Genomic DNA, 24506 nt, shown 5'->3' with positions numbered 1-24506 from the left:
TTCCAGTACACTTCTAATGGTTTAAATATTTTACCAATTCTTTTGCTGCATCTTCTACTGTAAATATATTCTCATTTATTCCGGGATAAACTGCTTTAAGCTTCTTCATTAGGTATGTTACCTGGGGAGCTGAAAGCCCTATTTTCTCTAATTCTTCAGGCTGTGAATATATCTTATTTGAAGGTTTGTCCATATATACGGTACCCTCATTCATGACAATTACCCTCTCCGTTAGTCTTGCAATATCTTCCATGCTATGTGAAACAAGAATAATAGTCATGTTTGAATCTTTGTGCAATCTTGTTATATAACCAAATATTTCATCTCTTCCCTTTGGGTCAAGCCCCGCCGTAGGCTCATCCAATACCAAAATCTGAGGAGTCATTGCTACAACCCCTGCAATTGCAACCCTTCTTTTCTGTCCTCCAGAAAGCTCAAAAGGTGATTTTTCAAGAACTGATTCATCAAGACCCACCGATTTTATCGCAGCCATTACTCTCTCATCAATTTCATTCTGTGAAAGCCCTTGTTTCAATAATCCAAAGGATATATCTTTTTTTACTGTTTCTTCAAAAAGCTGATGTTCCGGGTACTGAAATACAATGCCCACCTGTTGTCTTAATTCCTTCAGGTTCTTTTGCTTTGTATCAATTCCATTAATTATTACCCGTCCCTTCGTGGGCTTTAAAATACCGTTCAAATGCTGTATTAATGTAGACTTTCCTGAACCTGTGTGTCCTATAATTCCTATAAAGGAGCCATCACTTATTTCAATATTTACGTCATGGAGGGCATTTTTTTCAAAAGGTCCTCCTTCCATATACGTATAATATAAATCCTCAACTTTTATTGGCATGTCCTACTCCTCTGGTTAAATTATCTTATAACATTACAAATTATAATACCATAAATTAGTTATATTAGTGAAGGGTTACGCATTTTAATGCTTTATACCTTAAACTATATATTTAATATTCATATTGATGAATGAAATATTTCAAATTATATATTATAATATTTATTATTATAAGTTACGGAGGCTGTTAAACTCTATGAGTCAGCATTATTTTACTGAAAATCCTGAATCTGAAATAAAAGAAAAGAACTTTACAGAGAGTATATGCGGTTCTACCCTTACTTTTACCTCCGTAAGCGGTGTTTTTTCATTTGATACAAAAATAGACAGGGCCTCAGAAAATCTAATTAAAAATTTTACTCCAAGTGGCTTGTCAATACTTGATATCGGTTGCGGATACGGGGCTATAGGACTTTTTATTAAAAGCATATTTCCTCAGCAAAAAATTACAATGATAGATGTTAATAATAGAGCATTGGACTATACCAAAAAAAATGCCGCAATTAACAACCTTTCCATAGAAGCATTAAACAGCAATCTTTTTTGTTCTCTTGAAGAAAGAACATTTGACGATATAGTGTCAAATCCTCCATTAGCCGCTGGTAAAGAATTAAACACCAGATTAATAACCGAATCCTACAAACACCTTTCAAAAAATGGTGCACTATGGCTTGTAGCATTTCATAATAAAGGTGGTTCCACTTTAAAGAAGATTATGGAAACAGTTTTCGGCAATGTAACTGATGTAGACAAAAGTGGCGGGGTAAGAGTATATAAATCTATAAAAAAATAATTATATTTTCTTTAAAAGTTCAAAAGCTTCTTCCACTGTCAACGGTAGTTTATCAATCTTTATACCGTAATTTTTCAGACGATAAATCAGTTCAGTAACCTGAGGAACATCAAGTCCAAGATTTTTTACTGTATCAACATTACTAAATACCTCTTTAGGAGTCCCATCCAGAACAACACTCCCATTATCTATAATTATAAGCCTATTTGCAATGGCTGCTTCGTCCATATGATGGGTTATATGTATTATAGTAATACCCTCTTCTTTGTTTAGTTTTTTTAATACATTTATAACTTCTTTTCTCCCTATAGGATCAAGCATAGAGGTAGCTTCATCAAGAATAATACATTGCGGCTTCATGGCAAGGATACCTGCAATAGCAACTCTTTGCTTCTGTCCTCCTGACAGCATATGGGGCGCACTTTTCTTATAATCTGCAATGCCTACTGTCTGTAGTGCTTCATCAACCCTTTTTCTTATTTCAGAAGGTTCTACTCCCAGATTTTCCGGTCCGAATGCTACATCTTCTTCAACAGTTGTTGCAATTATCTGGTTGTCGGGGTTTTGGAACACCATTCCTGCAGTGCTTCTAATATCCCATAAATTGTTTTCATCAGCGGTATTTTTACCTAAAACAATGACCTTGCCTTCAACTGGCTTCAAAAGAGCATTAAGAAGCCTAGCAAATGTTGACTTTCCTGAACCGTTTCTGCCTAAAATTACTACAAAATCACCTTTTTCTATAGTAGTATTTACATGTTCCAATGCAGGAATATCAATATTTACTTCTCCGTATGATTTATATGAAAAACTGACATTATCAATTTCGAAGATATTATTACTCATTGAAAAGCCTCCCAAATAACAACCCTATTATATATTTTACAGTTATTTTGTTTTCTATCAAAGTATATAAATATAGGGATTAAACATTTTTACTGTTTAATCCCCACATAATAATCACTTAGATATATGTTGATACAGATATTTAAGTATATTAAACCAATTCAAGTATTACCATCTCTGCAGCGTCGCCTCTTCTAGGTCCGAGCTTATAGATTCTGGTATAACCGCCCTTTTTGTCCTTATATTTAGGAGCTATTTCATCAAAAAGCTTGTCTGTGATGTTTATGTTCTTTCCATCAGCAGTTGTTGGTCTATATACCCAGTTCATTATAAGTCTTCTTGCATGTAGTCTTGAAGGATTATCAACAGAAACCATATCTGTCTTAACTTCTCTGTCTACTACAAAATACTTCTTACCGTTCTTTGATGTCTTAGAATCGGTAAGCTTCTTTCCTTTGCTATCAACTTTTGCAGCACTAACTTTTACTTGCTTTGAAGTAAAGTTATCTGCTTCCTTGATTGCTAAAGTGATAAGTTTTTCTGCTATATTTTTAACTTCTTTGGCTCTTGCCTCAGTAGTTTCAATTCTACCACTTACAAATAAAGCTGTTGTAAGATTCTTTAAAATTGCCTTTCTCTGGTCTGTTGCACGCCCCAACTTTCTTTGACCTGGCATTACCTATCCCTCCTTGCCTCGTATTTTACACTACTATATAATATTAGCATCTAATTTTTGTAACAAACTATTCTTCACTTGGTGCTAAGTACAATCCAAGTGCCTGAAGTTTTTGAAGAACCTCTTCAAGAGACTTTCTTCCCAAATTTCTTACCTTCATCATATCCTCTTCGGTTCTGTTGGTAAGATCCTCAACTGTATTGATTCCTGCTCTCTTTAAACAGTTATAAGATCTAACTGACAAATCAAGCTCTTCAATAGTCATTTCGAGAACTTTCTCTTTTTTGGTTTCTTCCTTTTCAACCATAATCTCAGTATGCTTAGCTTGATCAGACAAATCTACAAATAGATTTAAATGCTCGCTAAGTATTTTTGCCCCAAGACTTATAGCTTCATCAGGATTAATACTTCCGTCAGTCCATACTTCAAGTGTCAGCTTATCATAATCAGTAATCTGACCAACACGTGTATTTTCAACCGTGTAATTTACTTTCTTGACGGGAGTATATATTGAATCAACAGGAATGACACCTATTGGTTGACCAGCCTGTTTATTCTTATCGGCAGACACATATCCTCTGCCTTTACTGATTACCATCTCCATGTAGAATCTATGATCGCCATTCAGTGTTGCAATATGAAGGTCAGGATTAAGTATTTCTACATCCTGGTCAGTGATAATATCACCAGCTGTTATTGGCCCTTCTCCATTTGCATCAATATAAATAACCTTTGATCCTTCGCCATGAATTAATAATGAAAGAGATTTGATGTTAAGTATTATCTCTGTTACGTCTTCTACTACTCCTGGAACTGTGGAGAATTCATGCAATACTCCATCAATCTTTATTGAATTGACAGCAGCACCGGGTAATGAAGAAAGTAATATTCTTCTTAAAGAATTACCGAGGGTAATACCATAGCCTCTTTCCAAAGGCTCAACTATAAACTTGCCATAAGTGTTATCATCGCTATTAGATACACATTCAATTCTAGGCTTTTCTATTTCTATCACCAAGAACCCTCCCTTAACAACTTTTTATTTTTTGAGGGCAACTGATTCTAAACGCACTTTTCATAGAGAATTATAAATAATTCTTTCAGTTGCTTCCAAGTTATTAATCCATCTAGTATATATTACTTGGAGTACAACTCTACGATTAAGTGTTCCTTGATTGGTAAATCAATGTCTTCTCTTGCAGGAAGAGCAACAACTTTTCCTACTAAGTTTTCTTCATTAAATTCCAACCACTTTGGAACTACTTTTCCACCGGCAATTTCTCTAATCGATTTAACTTTTGGTGAATTCTTGCTCTTATCAGCTACTGCTATAACATCTCCAACCTTTATCAGGTATGAAGGTATGTTAACACGCTTACCATTTACTGTGAAATGACCATGTGTAACTAACTGTCTTGACTCAGGTCTTGATGTACCAAGTCCAAGTCTGTATACTACATTGTCAAGTCTTGTTTCAAGGATTTGAAGCAGGTTTTCACCTGTTATACCCTTACGTCTTGAAGCCATTTCAAAGTATTCACTGAACTGACCTTCCAAAACGCCATAAAATCTTCTTACCTTAGCCTTTTCACGAAGCTGTATGCCGTATTCTGACATCTTCTTCTTAGCCTGTCCATGTTGTCCAGGTGCATAAGGTCTTCTTGCTACAGAACATTTATCAGTATAGCATCTCTCACCCTTTAGAAAAAGTTTTTCGCCTTCTCTTCTGCAGAGTCTGCAAGATGCATCAGTATATCTTGCCATCTAAGTTTACACCTCCATAATAATTATCAATTATACTCTTCTGCGCTTAGGTGGTCTGCAGCCGTTGTGCGGAATTGGTGTAACGTCCTTTATAAGACTTACTTCAAGTCCAGCAGCTTGCAAAGCTCTAATTGCTGCTTCTCTACCTGCTCCAGGTCCCTTTACGTATACTTCAACAGTTTTAAGTCCATGTTCCATTGCAGCCTTTGCAGCTGTTTCAGCAGCCATTTGTGCAGCAAATGGTGTGCTCTTTCTTGAACCTCTGAAACCAAGTCCACCTGCACTTGCCCATGAAAGTGCATTTCTGGCAGTATCTGTTAAGGTAACAATTGTATTATTAAAAGATGAACGGATATGAGCAGCTCCACGTTCAATGTTCTTACGTTCTCTTCTTTTTCTGGTAGTTCTTTTAGCACCAGTCTTAGTTGCCATTTGTTCGCAAACCTCCTTTAACTATTTCTTTTTGCCGCTAACGGGCTTTGAAGGGCCTTTTCTAGTCCTTGCATTAGTCTTTGTACGCTGACCTCTTACTGGAAGACCCATTCTGTGTCTTCTTCCTCTGTAGCATCCGATTTCAATAAGACGCTTAATATTTAATGCTACTTCTCTTCTAAGGTCACCTTCAACCTTGTATTCTTTGTCGATTACTTCTCTGATTTTGTTTATTTCATCATCAGTTAGATCTCTAACACGAGTATCAGGATTAACGCCAGTCTTAGAAAGAATTTCATTAGACTTAGGTCTTCCAATACCGTAAATATAAGTGAGACCAATTTCTACCCTTTTTTCTCTGGGCAAATCTACTCCGGCAATACGTGCCATCTTTACTTACACCTCCATTAAAATTCGTGCCACCATATTCGGGCACTCAAACTAATTCTCCACCGAATGAACCATGATGTAATATAATGCCATTCCCATAGGCTCATGTTCAAACGATATCGTCAAATATTTAAAATATCAACAAGAAAACAATGAATCGGGAAATTCTTTTGTTCAGCCGCTTCTTGCCGAGATTTTACGAAATTTAATAAAACATAGATGTGGGTTCAATATTAACCCTGTTTTTGCTTATGCTTTGGGTTTTCGCAGATAACCATTACTCTGCCTTTTCTTCTAATAATTTTGCACTTTTCGCATATAGTCTTAACTGATGGTTTTACTTTCATCGCTATATCCTCCTTATAATAAGAAAAAAATCTGCTTAATTAGTTAATCGGGTAATACTTTAATTTTTATATTAATAAATAATACCTTTAGGTATATATTATTTTGCTCTCCAAGTTATCCTTCCTCTGGTAAGGTCGTATGGTGACAATTCAAGGGTTACCTTATCTCCCGGAAGAATCCTTATGAAATTCATTCTGAGCTTACCTGATATATGAGCCAATACCTTATGTCCATTCTCAAGCTCTACCTGAAACATAGCATTCGGTAATGCTTCAATAACAGTACCTTCAACCTCTATAACATCATCTTTTGCCAAACTAACACCTCCTCCAAAGGATAAATACATTTATAAATTTATTGCTCTCAACTAAACGTTACTGTCAACAGGTATATTATATTCAACAAGTGCCTTTCTTACCTCGGCATTTGTGCATTTTTCTCCTGAAGAAATTTTCTGTGCAATAGCTTCGATAACATTGTCTGTAATAATCAGGTGCTTTAACTTCTTTTTTTTAGGATTCTCTAATCTCCTAGAGCTTCCATCACTGATAAGTACATAATTATCATCAATAAAACCTGTTACTACAAATGTTTTTCCTGCGTCCCGCCCTGCTTTAGAATGTACAACCTGTCCCAGGACCACGTTCAATGTAATTCACCTCTAAGCATAAAATTTACACAGTCAAACCAAATATAAATTATACAGGAAAACTAAAATTATAACAATACAATTTATAAAAATATCTAAAAATATTTATTAGAACCTTGTCAATATAATCGGTCCGTTATTAGTGATTGCTACTGTATTCTCATAGTGTGCAGAAAGCGATTTGTCAGTTGTAACAACAGTCCATCTATTTTCTAATACTTTTACACTATAGCTACCTGCATTAATCATTGGCTCAACAGCTATTGTCATTCCGTTTTCAAGCCGTGGGCCTCTTCTCTTTGTAACATAATTAGGTATATCAGGCATCTCATGCAATTCTCTTCCAATACCGTGTCCTACAAAATCTCTTACAACCGAGAATCCCTTACTCTCAACATGATTTTGAATAGCTTCTGAAATATCTCTTATGTGATTGCCTATAACCATTTGTTTTAATCCTTCAAAAAAACTCTGACGCGTTTCATCAATAAGTCTTTGCGCTTCAGCAGTTATATTTCCAACGGCAAAAGTCCTTGCTGCATCCGCATGATATCCGTTTAAGTACACACCTACATCTATACTGATAATATCGCCATCTTTTAAAGGCTTTAAACTTGGTATCCCATGAACCACTTCCTCATTGACAGATGTACATATACTGCCGGGAAAAGGAACCATTCCAGGAATACCAGCATCATATCCTTTAAAAGAAGCAGTTGCATGATTCTTTTTAATATACTCTTCAGCAATTCTATCTAATTCCTTTGTGGTAACACCAGGTACAGTATTTTTCTTTATTAGCTGCAGAGTTTCATATAAAATCTCTCCAGCTTTTTTCATCTTTTCAATTTCAGATTGTGATTTAATAGTAAACATTTTAAATACCTAAAACTTTCATCACACGTTTTGACGTTTCTTCAACTTCTCCGGCACCTTCTGCTACTTTCAGCTTGCCAGCTTTCTCATAATAACTGATAAGGGGCTGTGTTTGCTTGTGGTATGTCTCAAGTCTGTTTAATACTGTTTCTGCAGCATCATCGGCTCTTTGAATAACTGGAGATTTGCACACATCACATATTCCTTCTTCTTTTGTGGGATTGAATACAACATTATATGTTGCTCCACAATTTGTACAAACACGTCTTCCAGACATTCTTTGTATGATATCTTCATCCTTTACATCTATTAAAAGAGCGACATCAAGATTTATGTTCATTTGTACCAATACCTTATCAAGATATTCGGCCTGAGGAATTGTTCTTGGGAAACCATCTAAAATAAATCCATTTTCGCAGTCTGAATTTCCCAATCTGTCCTTTACAATTTCCACAGTCAGTTCATCCGGTACAAGCTCTCCCTTATCCATATATTCTTTTGCCTTCTGTCCAAGAGGAGTATTTCCCTTTATGTTTGCTCTAAAAATATCACCGGTTGAAATATGTGGAATATTAAGTTTTTCAGATATAATTTTTGCTTGAGTTCCCTTTCCTGCTCCGGGAGCTCCTAATAATATGATCCTCATTATTGTCACCTCTTTACAATTACTCATAACATCAAGTTTAGGGCTTATGACGTATCATAAACCCCAAACCATTTGCTAACTAATCTAATTTGATAGGACCTTATTCTAAGAATCCTTTATAGTGTCTCATAAGCATTTGTGACTCGATTTGTCTTACGGTATCAATTGCGACACCAACTAAGATCAGAACGCTTGTTCCTGCGAACCATACTCCTTGTATCCCTGTAATCCAACCAATAATGTAAGGGAATATAGTTATAAGTGCAAGGAACAATGCACCAAACCATGTTATTCTATTCAATACTTTTGCGATATAATCGGAAGTTGGCTTACCAGGTCTTATACCAGGTATAAAACCACCATTCTTCTTCATGTTATTAGCAAGCTCAATTGGATTGAACTGTACGTATGTGTAGAAAAATGTAAATCCGATAATTAGTAAAGCATAAAGAACTGCATAAGACCAATGATTTCCCCAATCCTTTATAAATGCTGCAACTCCGCTAGTTGCATTTGGTCTTGCAAATCCAACAATTGTTGATGGCAGCATCATAATTGACATTGCAAAGATTATAGGAATAACTCCTGCCCAGTTTACCTTTATTGGTAAATGAGTGCTTTGTCCTCCGTAAACCTTTCTACCAACAACTCTTTTTGCGTATTGCACAGGTATACGACGCTCAGCCTGATTGACCCAAACAACACAAGCAATAACAGCAACGAATACAACAAGTATTCCTATTATTGATAAAATACCTATTGCACCACTTCCCAAGTTACCCAAAGTGTAGTTCTTTATAATGTAACTAGCCCCTGTAGGACCAGCTGATAATATACCTGCAAAAATCAACATTGAAATACCGTTTCCAATACCGTACTCAGTGATTTGTTCACCAAGCCACATCAAAAATGCTGTTCCGGCAGTAAGTGTAAGTGTTACTGTAATGAAGGTTATAACGTTAAGTCCTGAAATAAGTGCACCTCTTAGACCAATAGTAATGGCTGTTGCCTGTAAGAATGCCAAAATAACTGTTGCATATCTTATCCATTGACCTATCTTTTTCCTGCCCTCTTCGCCTTCCTTTGATAACTGTTCCAATTTTGGAATAGCAATCGTTAACAACTGCATAATAATTGATGCATTGATATATGGTGTTATGCTCATTGCAAAAATGGTTGCATTCTTAAAAGAACCACCACCAATGATATCAATAAAGTTAAACAACTGTCCACCCTTTGCAATAAGCTGTGCAAACCAATTAGGGTCCAGTCCAGGAACAGGGATTTTTGATCCTAATCTAAAAACTAAAAGAAGGCCAATTGTTATTAATATTTTTTTCTTTAAATCAGGAATTTTCCAGGAATTCTTAAGTGTATCCATCATTCCACTCACGTTATACCACCTCGACCTTTCCTCCCGCAGCTTCTATCTTTTCAGTAGCTGTTTTTGTAAATTTAGTCGCTTGAACTGTTAACTTTTTAGTTAACTCTCCGTTACCTAAAATTGCTACTCCGTCTATAATCTTTTTAGCAAGGCCCGAAGATTTAAGAAGTTCCTCAGTAACAACTGTACCTTCATCAAAAATATTTAAATCAGATACGTTAACTTCAGTATACTTTTTAGAAAATTCGTAGTTATTAAATCCTCTTTTTGGTAATCTCATATACAAAGGCATTTGACCACCTTCAAAACCTGGTCTAACACCACCACCAGCACGGGCATTTTGTCCTTTATGACCCTTACCAGCGGTTTTACCATTACCACTGCCTATACCTCTACCTTTTCTATTAGGTAGCTTTTTTGATCCAGGAGCAGGCTGTAATTCAAATAATTTCATTGACTACACCTCCCTTTATATTTCTTCTACACAAACAAGATGTGAAACTTTTCTAATCATTCCTCTAATTTGAGGGTTGTCATTTTTTTCAACTGTAGTTCCGATTTTACCTAAACCAAGAGCTTTTACAGTTGCGGCCTGACTTTTAATAGCCTTATTTGTGCTCTTCTTTAGAGTTATCTTTAACTTAGCCATTTAATGTCCCCCCTAGCCCAGAATCTCTTCTGCTGTTTTTCCGCGAAGTCTGGCAACTTCTTCAGCTGTTTTTAACTGAGCAAGGCCTTCAATAGTTGCATTAACCATATTAATTGGGTTGTTTGAGCCCAATGACTTCGTTCTTATATCACGGATTCCTGCAAGTTCAAGTACGGCCCTTACAGGTCCTCCGGCAATAACTCCGGTACCTTGTCCAGCAGGCTTAAGTAATACTTTACCTGCTCCAAATACTCCCAATGCTTCGTGTGGAATTGTTGTATCAACAAGTGGAACTTTAATCAGGTTCTTCTTTGCATCTTCAATACCTTTACGAATAGCTTCAGGTATTTCAGCAGCTTTACCCATTCCACTTCCAACATAACCGTTCTCGTCTCCTACTACTACTAAAGCACTGAAACGGAAGTTTCTACCACCTTTAACAACCTTTGTTACACGTCCTATATTAACAACTTTTTCTTTAAGCTCTAAAGTGCTGGCATCAATTCGTTGCATGTATTCCCCTCCTTCTCCTTAAAAATCCAAGCCTGCTTCTCTAGCAGCGTCAGCAAGCTCTTTAACTCTTCCATGATAGATATATCCGCCTCTATCAAATACAACTTTCTTTATACCCTTGTCAATAGCTTTAGAAGCTATTAATTTTCCAACCTCTTTAGCTGCTTCCTTATTTCCGCCGTTAGCAAGCTTTCCTTTTAATGCGGCATCAAGGGTTGAAGCGGATACAAGAGTATTACCGGTTGTATCATCGATTATCTGAACATAAATGTTGTTTAAACTTCTAAAAACGTTCATTCTTGGACGTTCAACAGTTCCAGTAATCTTTTTGCGTACTCTCAGATGCTTTCTGAGTCTTACTTCGTTTCTATTTGTTTTATTTATCATTTACTCTCATCTCCTTTCTACTTTTTACCCTTGCCACCAGTTTTACCTTCTTTACGTCTTATAACTTCAGTTTCGTATTTGATACCCTTACCCTTATAAGGCTCAGGAGGTCTCTTTTCACGAATCTTAGCAGCTACTTCTCCAACTACCTGCTTATCAATTCCCTTAACAATTATCTTGTTAGGTGCAGGTACTTCCGTTGTTATACCTTCAGGATCTTCCATTTCAACAGGATGTGAATATCCTAGTGTTAAAACCAACTTCTTACCCTGTTTTTGTGCTCTATAACCAACACCGTTGATATCAAGAGCCTTTTGATATCCATTGGTAACACCTTCCACCATATTGTTAATAAGTGTTCTAGTTAAACCATGAAGTGATTTGTGCATTTTTAAATCAGATGGTCTTTCAACTACTATCTGATCAGCTTCTACCTTAATAATCATATCCTTATGGAACTGCTTTGTAAGAGTTCCTTTTGTACCTTTTACAGTCAATAAATTTTCGCCGTCCAGTTTAACTGTTACTCCCTTTGGAACAGCTACTGGCAACTTTCCTATTCTTGACATGTCATAATACCTCCAGTTCTTAAAATTATGAGCATTTTTTAGCCCTTTTCAGACCTTAGAGTATTTTCAAATTCTTAAATAAGAATTTGAAAATACTTTACCTGAGGATTTATAACTTACCAAACAAATGCCAGAACTTCTCCGCCTATACCTTCTACTCTGGCTTTCCTGTCAGTCATTATTCCTTTTGATGTTGAGATAATTGCTATACCGAGTCCACCCAATACCTTTGGTAACTCGTCTTTTCCCGCATATACTCTCAAACCAGGCTTACTAATTCTCTTTATTCCAGTTATAACGTTTTGCTTATTGTTAGTGTACTTTAAATTAACTCTAAGTACGCCTTGCTTTCCGTCACTAATTTCTTCAAAATTCTTAATATATCCTTCTTCCAGCAAAATGTTTGCTATAGACCTCTTAAGGTTGGAAGCGGGTATATCAACTGATTCATGTTTAGCAGAACCTGCATTTCTTATTCTGGTTAACATATCAGCTATTGCATCAGTAATTTGCATATGTTTAACCTCCTTCCAATGATATTACCAGCTTGCTTTTTTAACGCCAGGTATTTGACCTTTGTACGCTAATTGTCTAAAGCATAAACGGCAAATTCCAAATTTTCTAATGTATGCGTGTGGTCTTCCACATATTTTACATCTATTGTAAGCCCTTGTACTAAACTTAGGTGTACGCTGTTGCTTTATAATCATAGATTTCTTTGCCATGCCTTCAATCCCTCCTTAGCTCTGGCTGAATGGCATACCAAGTAATTTTAAAAGCTCTTTAGCTTCTTCATCACTCTTAGCCGTAGTTACAAAAACGATATCCATTCCTCTTAGCTTATCAACCTTGTCATACTCAATTTCAGGGAATATTAGCTGGTCCTTGACACCCATAGAGTAATTTCCTCTACCATCAAATGAGTTGTTAGAAAGACCTCTGAAGTCTCTTACTCTAGGAATGGCTACATTAAAGAGTTTATCAACGAATTCATACATTCTGTCGCCTCTTAATGTAACCTTACAACCAATATTCATTCCTTGTCTTAATTTAAATGCCGCTACTGACTTTTTAGCCTTGGTTACAATCGGCTTTTGTCCGGTAATCAATGTCAAATCATTTACTGCTGAATCCATAGCCTTTGGGTTGTCTTTAACTTCTCCAACTCCCATGTTAAGAACTACTTTTTCAAGCTTTGGAACCTGCATGATACTGCTATATTTAAACTTATCTTTCAAAGCAGGAACTGCTTCATTAAGATATTTATCTTTTAACCTTGCCATTTGCTATACCTCCTTTCGGCAGTGCTATTAACCGTCTTTGTTTTTATCTAATACTATATCAATAATCTCGTCACACTTCTTACAAGTTCTAGCCTTCTGCCCATTGTCGAGAATTTTCTTTGCAACTTTGGTAGGCTTACCACATTTATCACAAACTAACATAACGTTTGAACTGTCTATATGTGACTCCTGATGAATTATGCCACCTTGTTGATATTTTCCTCTGGGCTTTTTGTGCTTTGTTGACATGTTAACGCCTTCAACAAGTACTTGATTAGTAGAAGGATTTACGCTTAATACCTTGCCCTTCTTGCCTCTATCTTTTCCTGAAAGCACAAGAACTGTGTCATCCTTTTTTACATGAACTTTATTTGCCAAATTAAGCCGCCTCCTTCCTTACAATACTTCCGGTGCAAGAGAAAGAATTTTCATAAAGTCCTTATCTCTTAATTCTCTTGCAACAGGTCCAAATATACGAGTTCCTCTTGGGTTCTTATCTTCTTTAATTATAACTGCAGCGTTTTCATCAAATCTGATGTAAGAACCGTCAGGTCTTCTAACGCCTTTCTTAGAGCGTACAATAACGCACTTTACAACGTCACCTTTTTTTACAACACCGCCGGGTGTTGCATTTTTAACTGAAGCTACTACAACATCCCCTATATTAGCATACTTTCTCCAAGAACCGCCAAGAACTTTTATACACATAAGTTCTTTAGCTCCGGTATTATCAGCTACTTTCATTCTAGACTGAACTTGAATCATAGTGGTACCTCCTTCCAAAATTTCTGCTCAGACTGCACATACATTATTGTGCCTTTTCAACGATTTCAACAAGTCTCCATCTCTTTTCCTTACTTAATGGTCTTGTTTCCATTACTTTAACTTTATCACCAATCTGGCATTGATTTTCTTCATCATGTGCCTTTAGTTTGTAAGTTCTCTTAACAATTTTTCCGTATAACGGATGCTTTACACTAGTTTCTATAGCAACAACAATAGTTTTATCCATCTTATTGCTGACAACTTTGCCAACCCTAGTCTTTCTTAAAGCTCTTTCAACCAAGTGGAATTACCTCCTTCCGAATACTCATCTTTGTAATACTATCAATTGATGTACTACAAAGAACATAACTGACGTTATTCATTATGGTTAAGGTTTTTCAATTACTTTAGCAAACAGCTATTACTTGTTATCGCTAAGCTCTTTTTCCCTTATTATTGTTTTAACTCTGGCAATGGATTTTTTAACATCCTTAAGTTTCATTGGGTTCTCAAGCTGATTTGTAGCAAGCTGAAATCTAAGCTTAAAGAGTTCAGACTTTAATTCGCCCAATTCCTTGTTTAATTCAACAATATCCTTTTCTCTGATTTCACTAGCTTTCATTTGCTTCACCACCCATTTCTTTCTCGCGGGTTACAAATTTACATTTAACCGGAAGTTTGTGCATAGCGAGTCTTAATGCCTCTCTAGCTGTCTCTTCAGGTACTCCCGCAATCTCAAATAATACTCTTCCAGGTTTTACTACTGCTACCCAATACTCCGGTGAACCTTTACCACTACCCATACGAGTTTCAGCTGGTTTCTTTGTTACCGGCTTATCAGGGAATATTTTAATCCAAACCTTACCACCACGTTTGATGAAACGAGTCATCGCTATTCTGGCAGCCTCAATCTGGTTGCTTGTTATCCAAGCAGGTTCTAAAGCCTGAATTCCGAAATCACCGTTGCTAACGTAGTTACCTCTAGTAGCTCTTCCGGTCATTCTACCTCTGTGAACCCTTCTATGTTTTACTCTTTTGGGCATTAACATTACTTATCTCCTCCTTCCGCTTTTCTGTCTCTTTTGACAGCAGGAAGAACTTCTCCTTTATATATCCATACCTTGACACCAATCTTACCATAAGTTGTGTCTGCTTCAGCAAAACCGTAGTCTATATCAGCACGAAGTGTTTGCAGAGGAATAGTACCTTCATGGTAATGTTCAGTTCTTGCGATTTCAGCACCGCCAAGTCTTCCTGAACATGCAGTCTTGATACCCTTTGCGCCGAGCTTCATTGTTCTTGACATAGCTTGCTTCATTGCTCTTCTGAAAGATATACGTTTTTCGAGCTGTGATGCAATATTTTCTGCAACAAGCTGAGCATCCATTTCAGGAACTTTAATCTCTGTGATATTAATCAGAACGCTCTTTCCTGTCATTTTTTCTACTTCTTTTCTAAGCTCTTCAATACCTTGGCCACCCTTGCCTATTACAAGTCCTGGCTTTGCAGTATTTACATTAATTTTCACCTTATTAGCGGCACGGTCTATCTCAATTCTAGAAATACCTGAAATATAAAGTTTCTTTTTTATGAAATTTCTTATTTTCACATCTTCAACAAGATAGCTGCTAAAAGATTTATCATTAGCATACCATTTTGTATCCCAATCTTTAATGATTCCAATTCTTAATCCATGAGGATTTACTTTCTGGCCCATTACCCAACCTCCTTCTCGCTTATTCTCTTTCCTTTACAACCAATGTTATATGGCTGGTTCTTTTTTGAATTCTAAATGCTCTACCTTGAGCACGTGGCATAATTCTTTTTAATGTTGGCCCTTGAGTTGCAAAAGCTTCTGCAATATAAAGGTTATCATGATTCAAGCTATTATTGTTAACAGCATTTGCCTCCGCTGATTTTAGAAGCTTGTACAAAACTTCTGATGCAGCCTTAGGTGTAAATTTGAGAATAGCATAAGCCTCATCAATACCCTTATTTTTTATCAAATCTAAAACGATTTTAACCTTTCTGGACGATATACGTGCATATTTTAAAACTGCTCTTCCTTCATCTTTACCAATTCCAAGAACTTTTCTCTCTTTCTTAGTAAGAAGTGTAGGCTTATTTGACTTAGTATGCTTAGCATTTTGTTCAGCCAAAATCTGATCTTTATTCTTTAATAGCTCCTCTTTGGACAATACTTTTTTCTCCAACTGAATAGCCTCCTTTCAGTTCTAATCTTAAACTTAAACTCTCAGTATCAAAAAATTTTTTTGTTACCTTAGAGAAGTAGACTTCTCGTTACCACTATGTCCCTTATATGTTCTAGTTGGTGCAAATTCACCAAGCTTATGACCAACCATTTCTTCTGTTATATATACAGGAACATGCTTCTTTCCGTCATGAACAGCAATTGTGTGTCCGACCATCTGAGGGAATATAGTTGAAGCCCTTGACCAGGTCTTGATAACTTTCTTATCATTTGCTTTATTCATTTCTTCAATTTTCTTAAGTAATGAATCAAGCACGTAAGGTCCCTTTTTAACTGATCTACTCATTATTCTAAAATCCTCCCTTCGCCGCCATCTCATAGGATTTGGCGGAGCGGTTAAACCGCTCTTACTTCCAAATATCCCGATATATTACTTTTGATTTCTTCTCTTAACAATAAACTTATCTGACTTGTTTTTCTTCTTTCTAGTCTTCAAGCCAAGAGTTGGTTTACCCCAAGGTGTTACAGGACTTGGTCTACCGATAGGTGATTTACCTTCTCCACCACCGTGAGGGTGATCAACTGGGTTCATAACAACACCACGTACTGTAGGTCTGATACCCATCCATCTTTTTCTTCCTGCCTTACCTAAAGACACATTTTCATGTTCAAGGTTTCCAACTTGACCAATTGTAGCTTTACAATTGATTCTAATCATACGAACTTCACCAGAAGGAAGTCTTACCTGAGCATAATCGCCCTCTTTAGCCATTAACTGAGCAGCATTTCCTGCAGCTCTAACCATCTGGCCACCCTTACCTGGCTTAAGTTCAATATTATGAATCAATGAACCTACAGGAATATTTGCAAGAGGAAGTGCGTTACCTGGTTTGATATCCGCTGATTCTCCTGATTCAACAATATCGCCTACACTTAATCCAACTGGTGCAAGAATATATCTCTTTTCACCATCTAAATAGTTAAGAAGCGCAATATTTGCAGTCCTGTTTGGATCATACTCGATTGTAGCAACCTTTGCCTTGATTCCATCTTTGTCTCTTTTAAAATCTATAACTCTGTATTTTTGTCTGTTACCGCCGCCTTGATGACGAACAGTAATCCTACCATAAGAGTTTCTTCCTCCATTTTTCTTCAGAGGTTCCAGCAATGACTTTTCAGGTTCAACTTTTGATAACTCTGAGTAATCCATTACTGTCATAAACCTTCTGGATGGAGAAGTAGGACTATACTTTTTTAATGCCATCTCTTCTCACTCCTTTTATAACCTGGCTTAATTACTGAGCAACGCCAAATTCTTCGATGCTAGTTTTATATTTCTTATTATTTGTTACAGTCTTGCCGCCCTTTGTCAAGTATTCAACAGGCTTTGGATCAGTATCGATTTTAACGATTGCCTTTTTCCAAGCTGGACGAGGTCCTTCGTGAACACCTGTGCGCTTAATTTTACCGTCAAAGTTCATTGTATTAACTTGTAATACTTTAACGCTGAATAATGCTTCAACTGCCTTTTTAATTTCGGTTTTTGTTGATTTTACATCAACGATAAAAGTGTACTTACCAGCAGCTATTTCCATATTACTTTTCTCAGTTATATATGGCTTTAAAATTATGTCTTGTGGTAATCTCATTATGCGTACACCTCCTCAACCTTTTCAACAGCATCCTTTGTTATAATGAACTTATCATATTTCAATATATCAAATACATTAAGAGTATTTACATATGCTGTTTTTACTCCTGGTATGTTTCTAGCAGACTTAACAACGTTTTCATTCTTTGAGTCAATTACTATTAAAGCACTTGAATCAACCTTCAAACTGTTAAGTACACCCACCATTGACTTAGTCTTAATTGCATCTAATGTCAAAGCATCCAAAACAAAAATTTCATTTCCTGAAACCTTTGATGTTAATGCTGATTTCATTGCAATACGTTTTACTTTCTTTGGCATAGTGTATCTGTAGCTACGTGGCTTAGGTCCTAATACTATACCACCTTTAATCCACTGTGCTGAACGGATACTTCCCTGTCTTGCACGACCGGTTCCCTTTTGTCTCCATGGCTTCTTACCGCCACCTCTAACTTCACTCTTGGTTTTTGTTGACTGAGTACCTTGCCTTTTATTTGCTAACTGATTTACTACTACTGCGTGAAGTACTTCTTTATTTACTTCTGCACCAAAAACATTATCGCAAAGTTGAATATCTCCAACTACTTCACCTTTCATGTTATATAAATCAACCTTTGGCATGTGTTACTTCCTCCCTTCACGTTATTATTTACCGGATTTAACCGTACTTTTAATAACAAGCAATCCACCTTTAGGTCCTGGAAGAGCACCTTTTACAAGAATAAGGTTTCTTTCTGCATCAACTCTAACAACTTCAAGATTTTGAACTGTAGTGTTGTCCATACCCATATGACCTGGCAACTTCTTGCCCTTAAATACTCTTGCCGGATTGGTGTTAGCACTCATGGAACCAACTCTTCTATGATACATTGAACCGTGAGTTTCTCTACCACCCTTTTGACCGTATCTCTTAATAGTACCTTGAAATCCTTTACCTTTTGAAACACCGCTTACATCTATTTTATCTCCAGATTGGAACATATCCTCAACTTTAATTTCCTGACCAACTTCAAAACTTGATATATCTTCCAGTCTGAATTCTCTTAGATACTTCATTGGAGCAAGCTTAGTCTTACTGAACTGACCTAAAGCAGGTTTGCTGAGTTTTTTTTCTTCAATCTTCTGATATCCAACCTTTATAGCATCATATCCGTCAGTTTCAACAGTCTTCTTTTGAACAACTGTTAATGGGCCTGCTTCTACAACTGTAACTGGTATAACCAAACCATTTTCATCAAATATTTGAGTCATTCCAATTTTCTTACCTAACATTGCTTTTTTCATTAAAATTACCTCCTATGGTTATTGGTTCATATTTTCTATGAACATGACCTACTATTAACACTTAACTCTGTAGACTAGCTTGACATTAATTTCTTCAAATTATTTAAAATTATAATTTAATCTCAATGTCTACACCAGCTGGAAGATCCAACCTCATTAATGCGTCAACAGTCTTTGGCGTTGGTAAAACTACATCTATCAATCTCTTATGAGTTCTCATTTCAAACTGCTCTCTTGAGTCCTTATATTTATGTGGAGCTCTCAAGATTGTAATAATCTCTTTCTCAGTAGGAAGCGGTACAGGTCCTGAAACCTTCGCGCCTGTCCTTTTAGCAGTTTCAACGATCTTCTCAGCTGACTGATCAAGCACCTGATGATCGAACGCCTTTAGTCTGATACGTATTTTCTGTTTGTTTGACATACATAAACCTCCTCGTACGTTGGATTTTGTCACGTACAACAAGTTTTGTCTGTACACTATGCCGGGTGTTTCATAACGTTTTATATAAAAACCCAGGATCGTTCTTATCCTAATTGGACAAACTTAACCTGGGCATTTAAAGCGATTATATTACACTTCAAAATGTACAGTGACTTGTCGCCCGGTTTCTTGAATCGGACATTCTCAGCAAAAGTTACCTATTTCTAAGAATAGCAATCTCCTGCGTCATCGTATGCCACGCCACAACATTCAATATTTTACTACATATTTTTTATATTTGCAAGTAGTTTTAAAATATATTTTTATTTTATGTTGAATGAAAAAGTAAATTCCACTTTTAAAAAATTAGAGTAGAATTTAGTCTTACGTAAATTCCACTACTTCATGTATAATTAATTTTGGTTTCCCAATCCGCAGTGAAAGGAGTTAATTATGTCTAATTTAATACCAGGAAACCAAAAACATCTTACCCTAGATAATAGGATTTTTATTGAAAAATCACTAGACAACAATTTACCTTTTAAAGTGATTGCGAAATATTTGTGCAAAGACCCTACTACTGTTTCAAAGGAAGTCAAGAAACACCGTTCTCTTACTTCTAGAAACAATTTTGTATCCCATAATCATTGTGTTCATCGTGGTAAATGTGGCCTTACAAATGTCTGCAAACGTACTGTTGCTTGTAAGAAGCAATGCAGAACATGTAATGCTTGTAATACCCATTGTGACCAGTTTAAAAATGAAATATGCAGTAAAGTAGTAAAGGCTCCTTTTGTTTGTAACGGTTGTTCTAAAAAAGCTGGATGCAGGCTTGATAAATATTTCTACAAAGCAACTCAGGCTAATCGTCAATATAAGACTATCCTTGTTGAATCTAGAAATGGAATCAATATATCTGAAGATTCACTTAATCAGATGGATGCAATTGTCACACCTTTAATTTTGCAGGGGCAGACTCCGTACCAAATACTTAAAAATCATCCCGAAATAAAATGTTCTGAAAAAACAATTTATAATTATATTGCATCTGGTGTGTTATCTGTGAAAAACATTGATCTCCCCAGAAAAGTAAAGTATAAGCCTCGCAAACAAGACAGACCAAAAGCCAAAGATACAGGGATTTTTGAAGGACGAACTTATAATGATTTCATGAAATATATGGAAGCCCATCCAGAGACGAATGTTGTTGAAATGGATACAGTAGTCGGTTGTGAGGGTAGCCAAAAAGTACTACTTACATTATTCTTTCGCAGCTGCAAATTGATGTTAATTTATCTATTGCCAGATAAGACAGCAACTTCTGTTAAAAAACATTTGACCATCTGGAAGAAAAAATGTCTCCTATCGGCTTCTACAACACATTTCCAGTTATTTTAACAGACAGAGGTACGGAATTTTCAAACCCAGAAGGACTGGAATGTGGGATTGATAATACCATACGCACATCCATATTTTTTTGTGATCCTATGGCTTCGTGGCAAAAACCAGGTATAGAAAAGAACCACGAATATATACGTTCTGTTCTTCCCAAAGGCTCATCCTTTGATAAACTAACGCAATGGGATGTAACAAGACTTGCAAATCATATTAACAGTACAGCAAGAGCCAGTCTAAATGGTAGAACCCCATTAGAACTGGCTCAATTGCTACTGGAAAAACATGCATTAAATGCATTCGGACTAAGAGAGATATCCTGCGACGATATCATCCTAAAACCAAAACTGCTGAAATAGAAACACAAACCAAGAGTTAAAACTGCGGATAGAAACCTCAATATCAACTCTATTCCGAGTGGAATTTAGTTTTACAAAAAATCCTCCAGTCGGCTGTTTGCCATGCAATTTTTTCTTCAGAGCAATTTTCTGTATGCTTATTATACTATATTTCAGGCACAAAGAATATAGTTCAAAGACTTGATTTAGTGGAATTTACTCTTCATTGTGGAATTAAAATTTACAGTGGAATTTAACTTTTCAATTAACGTATTTTTATTTTACTTGTACATTTATCAGATAATGTAAAAAAGCCTCAAGCAATGAACTTGAGGCTTTCATATAAATCTGGCAGAGACCTACTTTCCCGGGCCGTCTCCAGCCAAGTATTATCGGCACTGAGATGCTTAACTGCCGTGTTCGGTATGGGAACGGGTGTGACCATCTCGTCATTTCCACCAGAAGATTTATTAGGTACTTTGTACCTTCAGAACTGATTAATGTTACTCTTCTAAGAAGATGTGAAGCTCTCTCATTGTCTAGTTTTAAGACCTTCTACTTTTTTGATACCTGTTTCTTTTGGGTCAAACCCTCGACCTATTAGTATCAGTCAGCTTAACACATTACTATGCTTACACTCCTGACCTATCAACCATGTAGTCTACATGGGGTCTTACCTATTGCTAGTGGGATATCTCATCTTGAGGTGGGTTTCACGCTTAGATGCCTTCAGCGTTTATCCCTGCCGAACTTGGCTACCCAGCTGTGCCATTGGTATGACAACTGGTGCACTAGAGGTTCGTCCATCCCGGTCCTCTCGTACTAAGGACAGATCCTCTCAAATATCCTGCGCCCGCGACAGATAGGGACCGAACTGTCTCACGACGTTCTGAACCCAGCTCGCGTACCGCTTTAATTGGCGAACAGCCAAACCCTTGGAACCTGCTACAGCTCCAGGATGCGATGAGCCGACATCGAGGTGCCAAACCTCCCCGTCGATGTGGACTCTTGGGGGAGATAAGCCTGTTATCCCCAGGGTAGCTTTTATCCGTTGAGCGATGGCAATTCCACTTTCATACCACCGGATCACTAAGCCCTACTTTCGTACCTGCTCGAGGTGTCTCTCTCGCAGTCAGGCTACCTTATGCCTTTGCACTCGCTGTGCGATTTCCAACCGCACTGAGGTAACCTTTGGACGCCTCCGTTACTCTTTGGGAGGCGACCGCCCCAGTCAAACTGCCCACCTGACAGTGTCCCTAGACCAGCTTATGGTCTCAGGTTAGAGTTCCAGTACTTTTAGAGTGGTATCCCAACGTCGACTCCATGATGGCTGGCGCCACCACTTCTCAGTCTCCCACCTATCCTGTACAAAAAATACCGAAACCCAATATCAAGCTACAGTGAAGCTCCATGGGGTCTTTCCGTCTAGTCGCGGGTAACTTGCATCTTCACAAGTACTACAATTTCGCCGGGTACGTTGTTGAGACAGTGCCCAAGTCATTACGCCATTCGTGCGGGTCAGAACTTACCTGACAAGGAATTTCGCTACCTTAGGACCGTTATAGTTACGGCCGCCGTTTACTGGGGCTTAAGTTCATGCCTTCGGGTTTCCCCTAAGCAATTCCCGTAACCTTCCAGCACCGGGCAGGCGTCAGCCCCTATACTTCATCTTTCGATTTAGCAGAGACCTGTGTTTTTGATAAACAGTTGCTTGGGCCTATTCTCTGCGGCCTCAATCTCTTGAGGCACCCCTTTTCGCTAACTTACGGGGTCAATTTGCCGAGTTCCTTAACAACGCTTCTCCCGCTCGTCTTAGGATTCTCTCCTCACCTACCTGTGTCGGTTTGCGGTACTGGTACCTTTAATCTGGATAGTGGTTTTTCTCGTCAGTGTGGAATCTGTCACTTCGGTACTTGTTTTCCCTCCGCATCACGTCTTCGAAACATCCGGCGGATTTGCCTACCGGACTATCTACCCCGCTTGCACGATCTTTTCCAGCTGATCGCTTGACTTATCCTCCTGCGTCACCACCTCTCTCATAACGATTAACGGTAGTACAGGAATTTCAACCTGTTGTCCATCACCTACGCCTTTCGGCCTCAGCTTAGGTCCAGACTTACCCTGGGCGGACGAACCTTCCCCAGGAAACCTTAGGCTTTCGACGGTAAAGATTCTCACTTTACTCTCGCTACTTATTCCGGCATTCTCACTACTGTCTCGTCCACAAGTCCTTTCGATCTTGCTTCAACCTACTACAGTAAGCTCCCCTACCACCCTCGTACATCCAATACTACTGCTAACGGTACAAGTTTAGCTGTATGTAATTTGACGAAATGTTTTGATTTATTTTTCATTTGTTACATTTCGTGAAATTACCTCTTCGCTTCTTATTTCATTTAGCAATACTATTGGATGTACGCTGATCCATAGCTTCGGTACACAGTTTAGCCCCGGTAATTTTCGGCGCAGGCTCACTCGACTAGTGAGCTATTACGCACTCTTTGAATGAGTGGCTGCTTCTAAGCCAACATCCTAGTTGTCTTAGCAAACCCACATCCTTTTCCACTTAACTGTGATTTTGGGACCTTAGCTGATGGTCTGGGCTGTTTCCCTTTTGACCATGGGACTTATCTCTCATAGTCTGACTCCCAAGTAACATCATTACGGCATTCGGAGTTTGATAGGGTTCGGTAACCCGGTAAGGCCCCTAGCCCATTCAGTGCTCTACCTCCGTTTGATTTTCCCTTGAGGCTAGCCCTAAAGCTATTTCGGGGAGAACCAGCTATCTCCGAGTTCGATTGGAATTTCTCCGCCACCCACAGCTCATCCCAGACCTTTTCAACGGTCATGTGGTTCGGTCCTCCACGAGATTTTACTCCCGCTTCAACCTGTCCATGGGTAGGTCACCCGGTTTCGGGTCTATAGCATGCAACTTCTCGCGCTTTTAACACTCGGTTTCCCTTCGGCTCCGTACCTTCTAGTACTTAACCTTGCTGCATACAATAACTCGCCGGACCGTTCTACAAAAAGTACGCTGTCGAGCTTTAACGCTCTTCAACTGCTTGTAAACATAGGGTTTCAGGTTCTCTTTCACTCCCCTCCCGGGGTTCTTTTCACCTTTCCCTCACGGTACTGCTTCACTATCGGTCACCAGTTAGTATTTAGCCTTGGATGGTGGTCCACCCTGCTTCCCACGAGGTTTCACGTGCCTCGTGGTACTCTGGATTCTAGCCTGCCTCTCAACATTTCGCTTACGGGACTTTTACCCTCTATGGTCTCAGCTTTCCAGCTGCTCATTCTGCTATGTCTCAAGGATCATTATGCTAGTCCTCAACCCCAAAAGATATTGCTATCTTTTGGTTTGGGCTCTTCCGCTTTC

The 24506-nt window shown here is 37.7% G+C and carries 37 protein-coding genes and 2 rRNA genes (1 of these 39 cut by a window edge); 3 read left to right on the top strand and 36 right to left on the bottom strand.

All coding sequences use genetic code 11. The features are described from left to right. Positions 1-13: 13 nt before the first annotated feature. Positions 14-856: an energy-coupling factor transporter ATPase gene (locus K412_RS0110800; protein WP_024833125.1), complete on the bottom strand. Its 843-nt coding sequence runs from the start codon at positions 854-856 to the stop codon at positions 14-16. Positions 857-1052: 196 nt separating this feature from the next. On the opposite strand from K412_RS0110800, the gene K412_RS0110795 reads away from it, so the two are divergent. Next, complete coding sequence (locus tag K412_RS0110795) at positions 1053-1649, top strand: class I SAM-dependent methyltransferase (RefSeq protein WP_024833124.1); 597 nt, start codon at positions 1053-1055, stop codon at positions 1647-1649. On the opposite strand, the gene K412_RS0110790 is transcribed toward K412_RS0110795, so the two are convergent. The 33 genes from K412_RS0110790 to rpsJ form a co-directional block, all read right to left on the bottom strand. Beyond that, positions 1650-2495, bottom strand: coding sequence for an energy-coupling factor transporter ATPase (locus K412_RS0110790; protein ID WP_024833123.1), 846 nt, complete (start codon positions 2493-2495; stop codon positions 1650-1652). Positions 2496-2646: 151 nt separating this feature from the next. Beyond that, positions 2647-3171: a bL17 family ribosomal protein gene (locus tag K412_RS0110785; protein WP_024833122.1), complete on the bottom strand. Its 525-nt coding sequence runs from the start codon at positions 3169-3171 to the stop codon at positions 2647-2649. Between the two features lie 67 nt (positions 3172-3238). After that, positions 3239-4186 carry a DNA-directed RNA polymerase subunit alpha gene (locus K412_RS0110780; RefSeq protein WP_024833121.1) on the bottom strand — a complete coding sequence of 316 codons (948 nt, stop codon included), beginning with the start codon at positions 4184-4186 and terminating at the stop codon, positions 3239-3241. Between the two features lie 122 nt (positions 4187-4308). Continuing rightward, the gene (rpsD, locus tag K412_RS0110775) at positions 4309-4935 is read right to left on the bottom strand and encodes a 30S ribosomal protein S4 (protein WP_024833120.1); all 627 of its coding nucleotides are present in this window, start codon (positions 4933-4935) and stop codon (positions 4309-4311) included. Positions 4936-4965: 30 nt separating this feature from the next. Continuing rightward, complete coding sequence (gene rpsK, locus K412_RS0110770; protein ID WP_024833119.1) at positions 4966-5367, bottom strand: 30S ribosomal protein S11; 402 nt, start codon at positions 5365-5367, stop codon at positions 4966-4968. Between the two features lie 21 nt (positions 5368-5388). After that, positions 5389-5757 (bottom strand): 30S ribosomal protein S13, encoded by a 369-nt coding sequence (gene rpsM / locus K412_RS0110765; protein WP_024833118.1) that lies wholly within the window; start codon positions 5755-5757, stop codon positions 5389-5391. Positions 5758-5990: 233 nt separating this feature from the next. Further along, the gene (rpmJ, locus tag K412_RS0110760; protein WP_024833117.1) at positions 5991-6104 is read right to left on the bottom strand and encodes a 50S ribosomal protein L36; all 114 of its coding nucleotides are present in this window, start codon (positions 6102-6104) and stop codon (positions 5991-5993) included. 98 nt (positions 6105-6202) lie between these two features. Further along, positions 6203-6421, bottom strand: a complete 219-nt coding sequence (infA, locus tag K412_RS0110755) for a translation initiation factor IF-1 (RefSeq protein ID WP_004620820.1) — start codon at positions 6419-6421, stop codon at positions 6203-6205. Between the two features lie 51 nt (positions 6422-6472). Further along, entirely contained in the window at positions 6473-6754 is a 282-nt protein-coding gene (locus K412_RS0110750; protein ID WP_024833116.1) for a KOW domain-containing RNA-binding protein, read from the bottom strand. Between the two features lie 108 nt (positions 6755-6862). Continuing rightward, the gene (map, locus tag K412_RS0110745; protein WP_024833115.1) at positions 6863-7630 is read right to left on the bottom strand and encodes a type I methionyl aminopeptidase; all 768 of its coding nucleotides are present in this window, start codon (positions 7628-7630) and stop codon (positions 6863-6865) included. Position 7631: 1 nt separating this feature from the next. Beyond that, a complete protein-coding gene (locus K412_RS0110740) occupies positions 7632-8276 on the bottom strand; it encodes an adenylate kinase (RefSeq protein ID WP_024833114.1) in 645 nt (214 codons plus the stop codon). Positions 8277-8376: 100 nt separating this feature from the next. Continuing rightward, the gene (secY, locus tag K412_RS0110735; protein WP_024833113.1) at positions 8377-9669 is read right to left on the bottom strand and encodes a preprotein translocase subunit SecY; all 1293 of its coding nucleotides are present in this window, start codon (positions 9667-9669) and stop codon (positions 8377-8379) included. Position 9670: 1 nt separating this feature from the next. Next, positions 9671-10114 carry a 50S ribosomal protein L15 gene (gene rplO / locus K412_RS0110730; RefSeq protein WP_024833112.1) on the bottom strand — a complete coding sequence of 148 codons (444 nt, stop codon included), beginning with the start codon at positions 10112-10114 and terminating at the stop codon, positions 9671-9673. 15 nt (positions 10115-10129) lie between these two features. Continuing rightward, positions 10130-10309 (bottom strand): 50S ribosomal protein L30, encoded by a 180-nt coding sequence (rpmD, locus tag K412_RS0110725; RefSeq protein WP_024833111.1) that lies wholly within the window; start codon positions 10307-10309, stop codon positions 10130-10132. Between the two features lie 12 nt (positions 10310-10321). Continuing rightward, positions 10322-10822: a 30S ribosomal protein S5 gene (gene rpsE, locus K412_RS0110720; RefSeq protein WP_024833110.1), complete on the bottom strand. Its 501-nt coding sequence runs from the start codon at positions 10820-10822 to the stop codon at positions 10322-10324. An 18-nt stretch (positions 10823-10840) separates the two neighbouring features. Beyond that, the gene (rplR, locus tag K412_RS0110715) at positions 10841-11209 is read right to left on the bottom strand and encodes a 50S ribosomal protein L18 (protein WP_024833109.1); all 369 of its coding nucleotides are present in this window, start codon (positions 11207-11209) and stop codon (positions 10841-10843) included. A 17-nt stretch (positions 11210-11226) separates the two neighbouring features. Continuing rightward, positions 11227-11778 (bottom strand): 50S ribosomal protein L6, encoded by a 552-nt coding sequence (gene rplF, locus K412_RS0110710; protein WP_024833108.1) that lies wholly within the window; start codon positions 11776-11778, stop codon positions 11227-11229. 116 nt (positions 11779-11894) lie between these two features. Beyond that, a complete protein-coding gene (gene rpsH, locus K412_RS0110705) occupies positions 11895-12293 on the bottom strand; it encodes a 30S ribosomal protein S8 (protein WP_024833107.1) in 399 nt (132 codons plus the stop codon). 24 nt (positions 12294-12317) lie between these two features. Then, a complete protein-coding gene (locus K412_RS0110700) occupies positions 12318-12503 on the bottom strand; it encodes a type Z 30S ribosomal protein S14 (RefSeq protein WP_004620848.1) in 186 nt (61 codons plus the stop codon). Between the two features lie 15 nt (positions 12504-12518). Continuing rightward, positions 12519-13061: a 50S ribosomal protein L5 gene (gene rplE, locus K412_RS0110695; RefSeq protein ID WP_024833106.1), complete on the bottom strand. Its 543-nt coding sequence runs from the start codon at positions 13059-13061 to the stop codon at positions 12519-12521. A 27-nt stretch (positions 13062-13088) separates the two neighbouring features. Further along, positions 13089-13439 (bottom strand): 50S ribosomal protein L24, encoded by a 351-nt coding sequence (rplX, locus tag K412_RS0110690; RefSeq protein ID WP_024833105.1) that lies wholly within the window; start codon positions 13437-13439, stop codon positions 13089-13091. A gap of 18 nt (positions 13440-13457) precedes the next feature. Beyond that, a complete protein-coding gene (gene rplN / locus K412_RS0110685) occupies positions 13458-13826 on the bottom strand; it encodes a 50S ribosomal protein L14 (RefSeq protein ID WP_024833104.1) in 369 nt (122 codons plus the stop codon). A gap of 43 nt (positions 13827-13869) precedes the next feature. Beyond that, complete coding sequence (gene rpsQ, locus K412_RS0110680; RefSeq protein WP_020816383.1) at positions 13870-14127, bottom strand: 30S ribosomal protein S17; 258 nt, start codon at positions 14125-14127, stop codon at positions 13870-13872. 120 nt (positions 14128-14247) lie between these two features. Beyond that, positions 14248-14448, bottom strand: a complete 201-nt coding sequence (rpmC, locus tag K412_RS0110675; protein ID WP_004620858.1) for a 50S ribosomal protein L29 — start codon at positions 14446-14448, stop codon at positions 14248-14250. Then, positions 14438-14875, bottom strand: coding sequence for a 50S ribosomal protein L16 (gene rplP / locus K412_RS0110670; protein ID WP_024833103.1), 438 nt, complete (start codon positions 14873-14875; stop codon positions 14438-14440). Before rplP ends, rpmC begins: the two co-directional genes overlap by 11 nt. After that, positions 14875-15543, bottom strand: coding sequence for a 30S ribosomal protein S3 (gene rpsC, locus K412_RS0110665; protein ID WP_024833102.1), 669 nt, complete (start codon positions 15541-15543; stop codon positions 14875-14877). Before rpsC ends, rplP begins: the two co-directional genes overlap by 1 nt. A 19-nt stretch (positions 15544-15562) precedes the next feature. Continuing rightward, complete coding sequence (rplV, locus tag K412_RS0110660; RefSeq protein WP_024833101.1) at positions 15563-15907, bottom strand: 50S ribosomal protein L22; 345 nt, start codon at positions 15905-15907, stop codon at positions 15563-15565. 195 nt (positions 15908-16102) lie between these two features. Then, positions 16103-16384 carry a 30S ribosomal protein S19 gene (gene rpsS, locus K412_RS0110655; protein ID WP_024833100.1) on the bottom strand — a complete coding sequence of 94 codons (282 nt, stop codon included), beginning with the start codon at positions 16382-16384 and terminating at the stop codon, positions 16103-16105. An 84-nt stretch (positions 16385-16468) separates the two neighbouring features. Beyond that, complete coding sequence (gene rplB / locus K412_RS0110650) at positions 16469-17302, bottom strand: 50S ribosomal protein L2 (RefSeq protein ID WP_024833099.1); 834 nt, start codon at positions 17300-17302, stop codon at positions 16469-16471. 31 nt (positions 17303-17333) lie between these two features. Next, on the bottom strand, positions 17334-17687 hold the full coding sequence (gene rplW / locus K412_RS0110645) for a 50S ribosomal protein L23 (RefSeq protein WP_024833098.1): 354 nt from the start codon (positions 17685-17687) through the stop codon (positions 17334-17336). Next, positions 17687-18310 carry a 50S ribosomal protein L4 gene (gene rplD, locus K412_RS0110640; RefSeq protein WP_024833097.1) on the bottom strand — a complete coding sequence of 208 codons (624 nt, stop codon included), beginning with the start codon at positions 18308-18310 and terminating at the stop codon, positions 17687-17689. The genes rplW and rplD overlap by 1 nt, the downstream gene beginning before the upstream one ends. A 24-nt stretch (positions 18311-18334) precedes the next feature. Further along, positions 18335-18973: a 50S ribosomal protein L3 gene (gene rplC / locus K412_RS0110635; RefSeq protein WP_024833096.1), complete on the bottom strand. Its 639-nt coding sequence runs from the start codon at positions 18971-18973 to the stop codon at positions 18335-18337. 109 nt (positions 18974-19082) lie between these two features. Next, entirely contained in the window at positions 19083-19394 is a 312-nt protein-coding gene (gene rpsJ / locus K412_RS0110630) for a 30S ribosomal protein S10 (RefSeq protein WP_004620876.1), read from the bottom strand. 453 nt (positions 19395-19847) lie between these two features. On the opposite strand from rpsJ, the gene K412_RS20660 reads away from it, so the two are divergent. Then, complete coding sequence (locus K412_RS20660) at positions 19848-20792, top strand: helix-turn-helix domain-containing protein (protein ID WP_242835602.1); 945 nt, start codon at positions 19848-19850, stop codon at positions 20790-20792. Beyond that, entirely contained in the window at positions 20750-21148 is a 399-nt protein-coding gene (locus K412_RS22740; RefSeq protein WP_242835600.1) for a hypothetical protein, read from the top strand. Before K412_RS20660 ends, K412_RS22740 begins: the two co-directional genes overlap by 43 nt. A 325-nt stretch (positions 21149-21473) precedes the next feature. Here the strand turns inward: K412_RS22740 and rrf are convergent. Together rrf and K412_RS0110615 are read right to left on the bottom strand one after the other, a co-directional pair. Further along, positions 21474-21590: ribosomal RNA gene (gene rrf / locus K412_RS0110620) — 5S ribosomal RNA — on the bottom strand. Positions 21591-21707: 117 nt separating this feature from the next. Beyond that, positions 21708-24506, bottom strand: a 23S ribosomal RNA gene (locus tag K412_RS0110615); it runs 256 nt beyond the window's last position.

Source organism: Ruminiclostridium josui JCM 17888 (genome assembly GCF_000526495.1).
In the GTDB taxonomy this organism is placed as follows: Bacteria; Bacillota; Clostridia; order Acetivibrionales; family DSM-1351; genus Ruminiclostridium; species Ruminiclostridium josui.
Note: the sequence above shows the minus strand (reverse complement) of the source record. Positions and strands in the feature narration are given on the sequence as shown.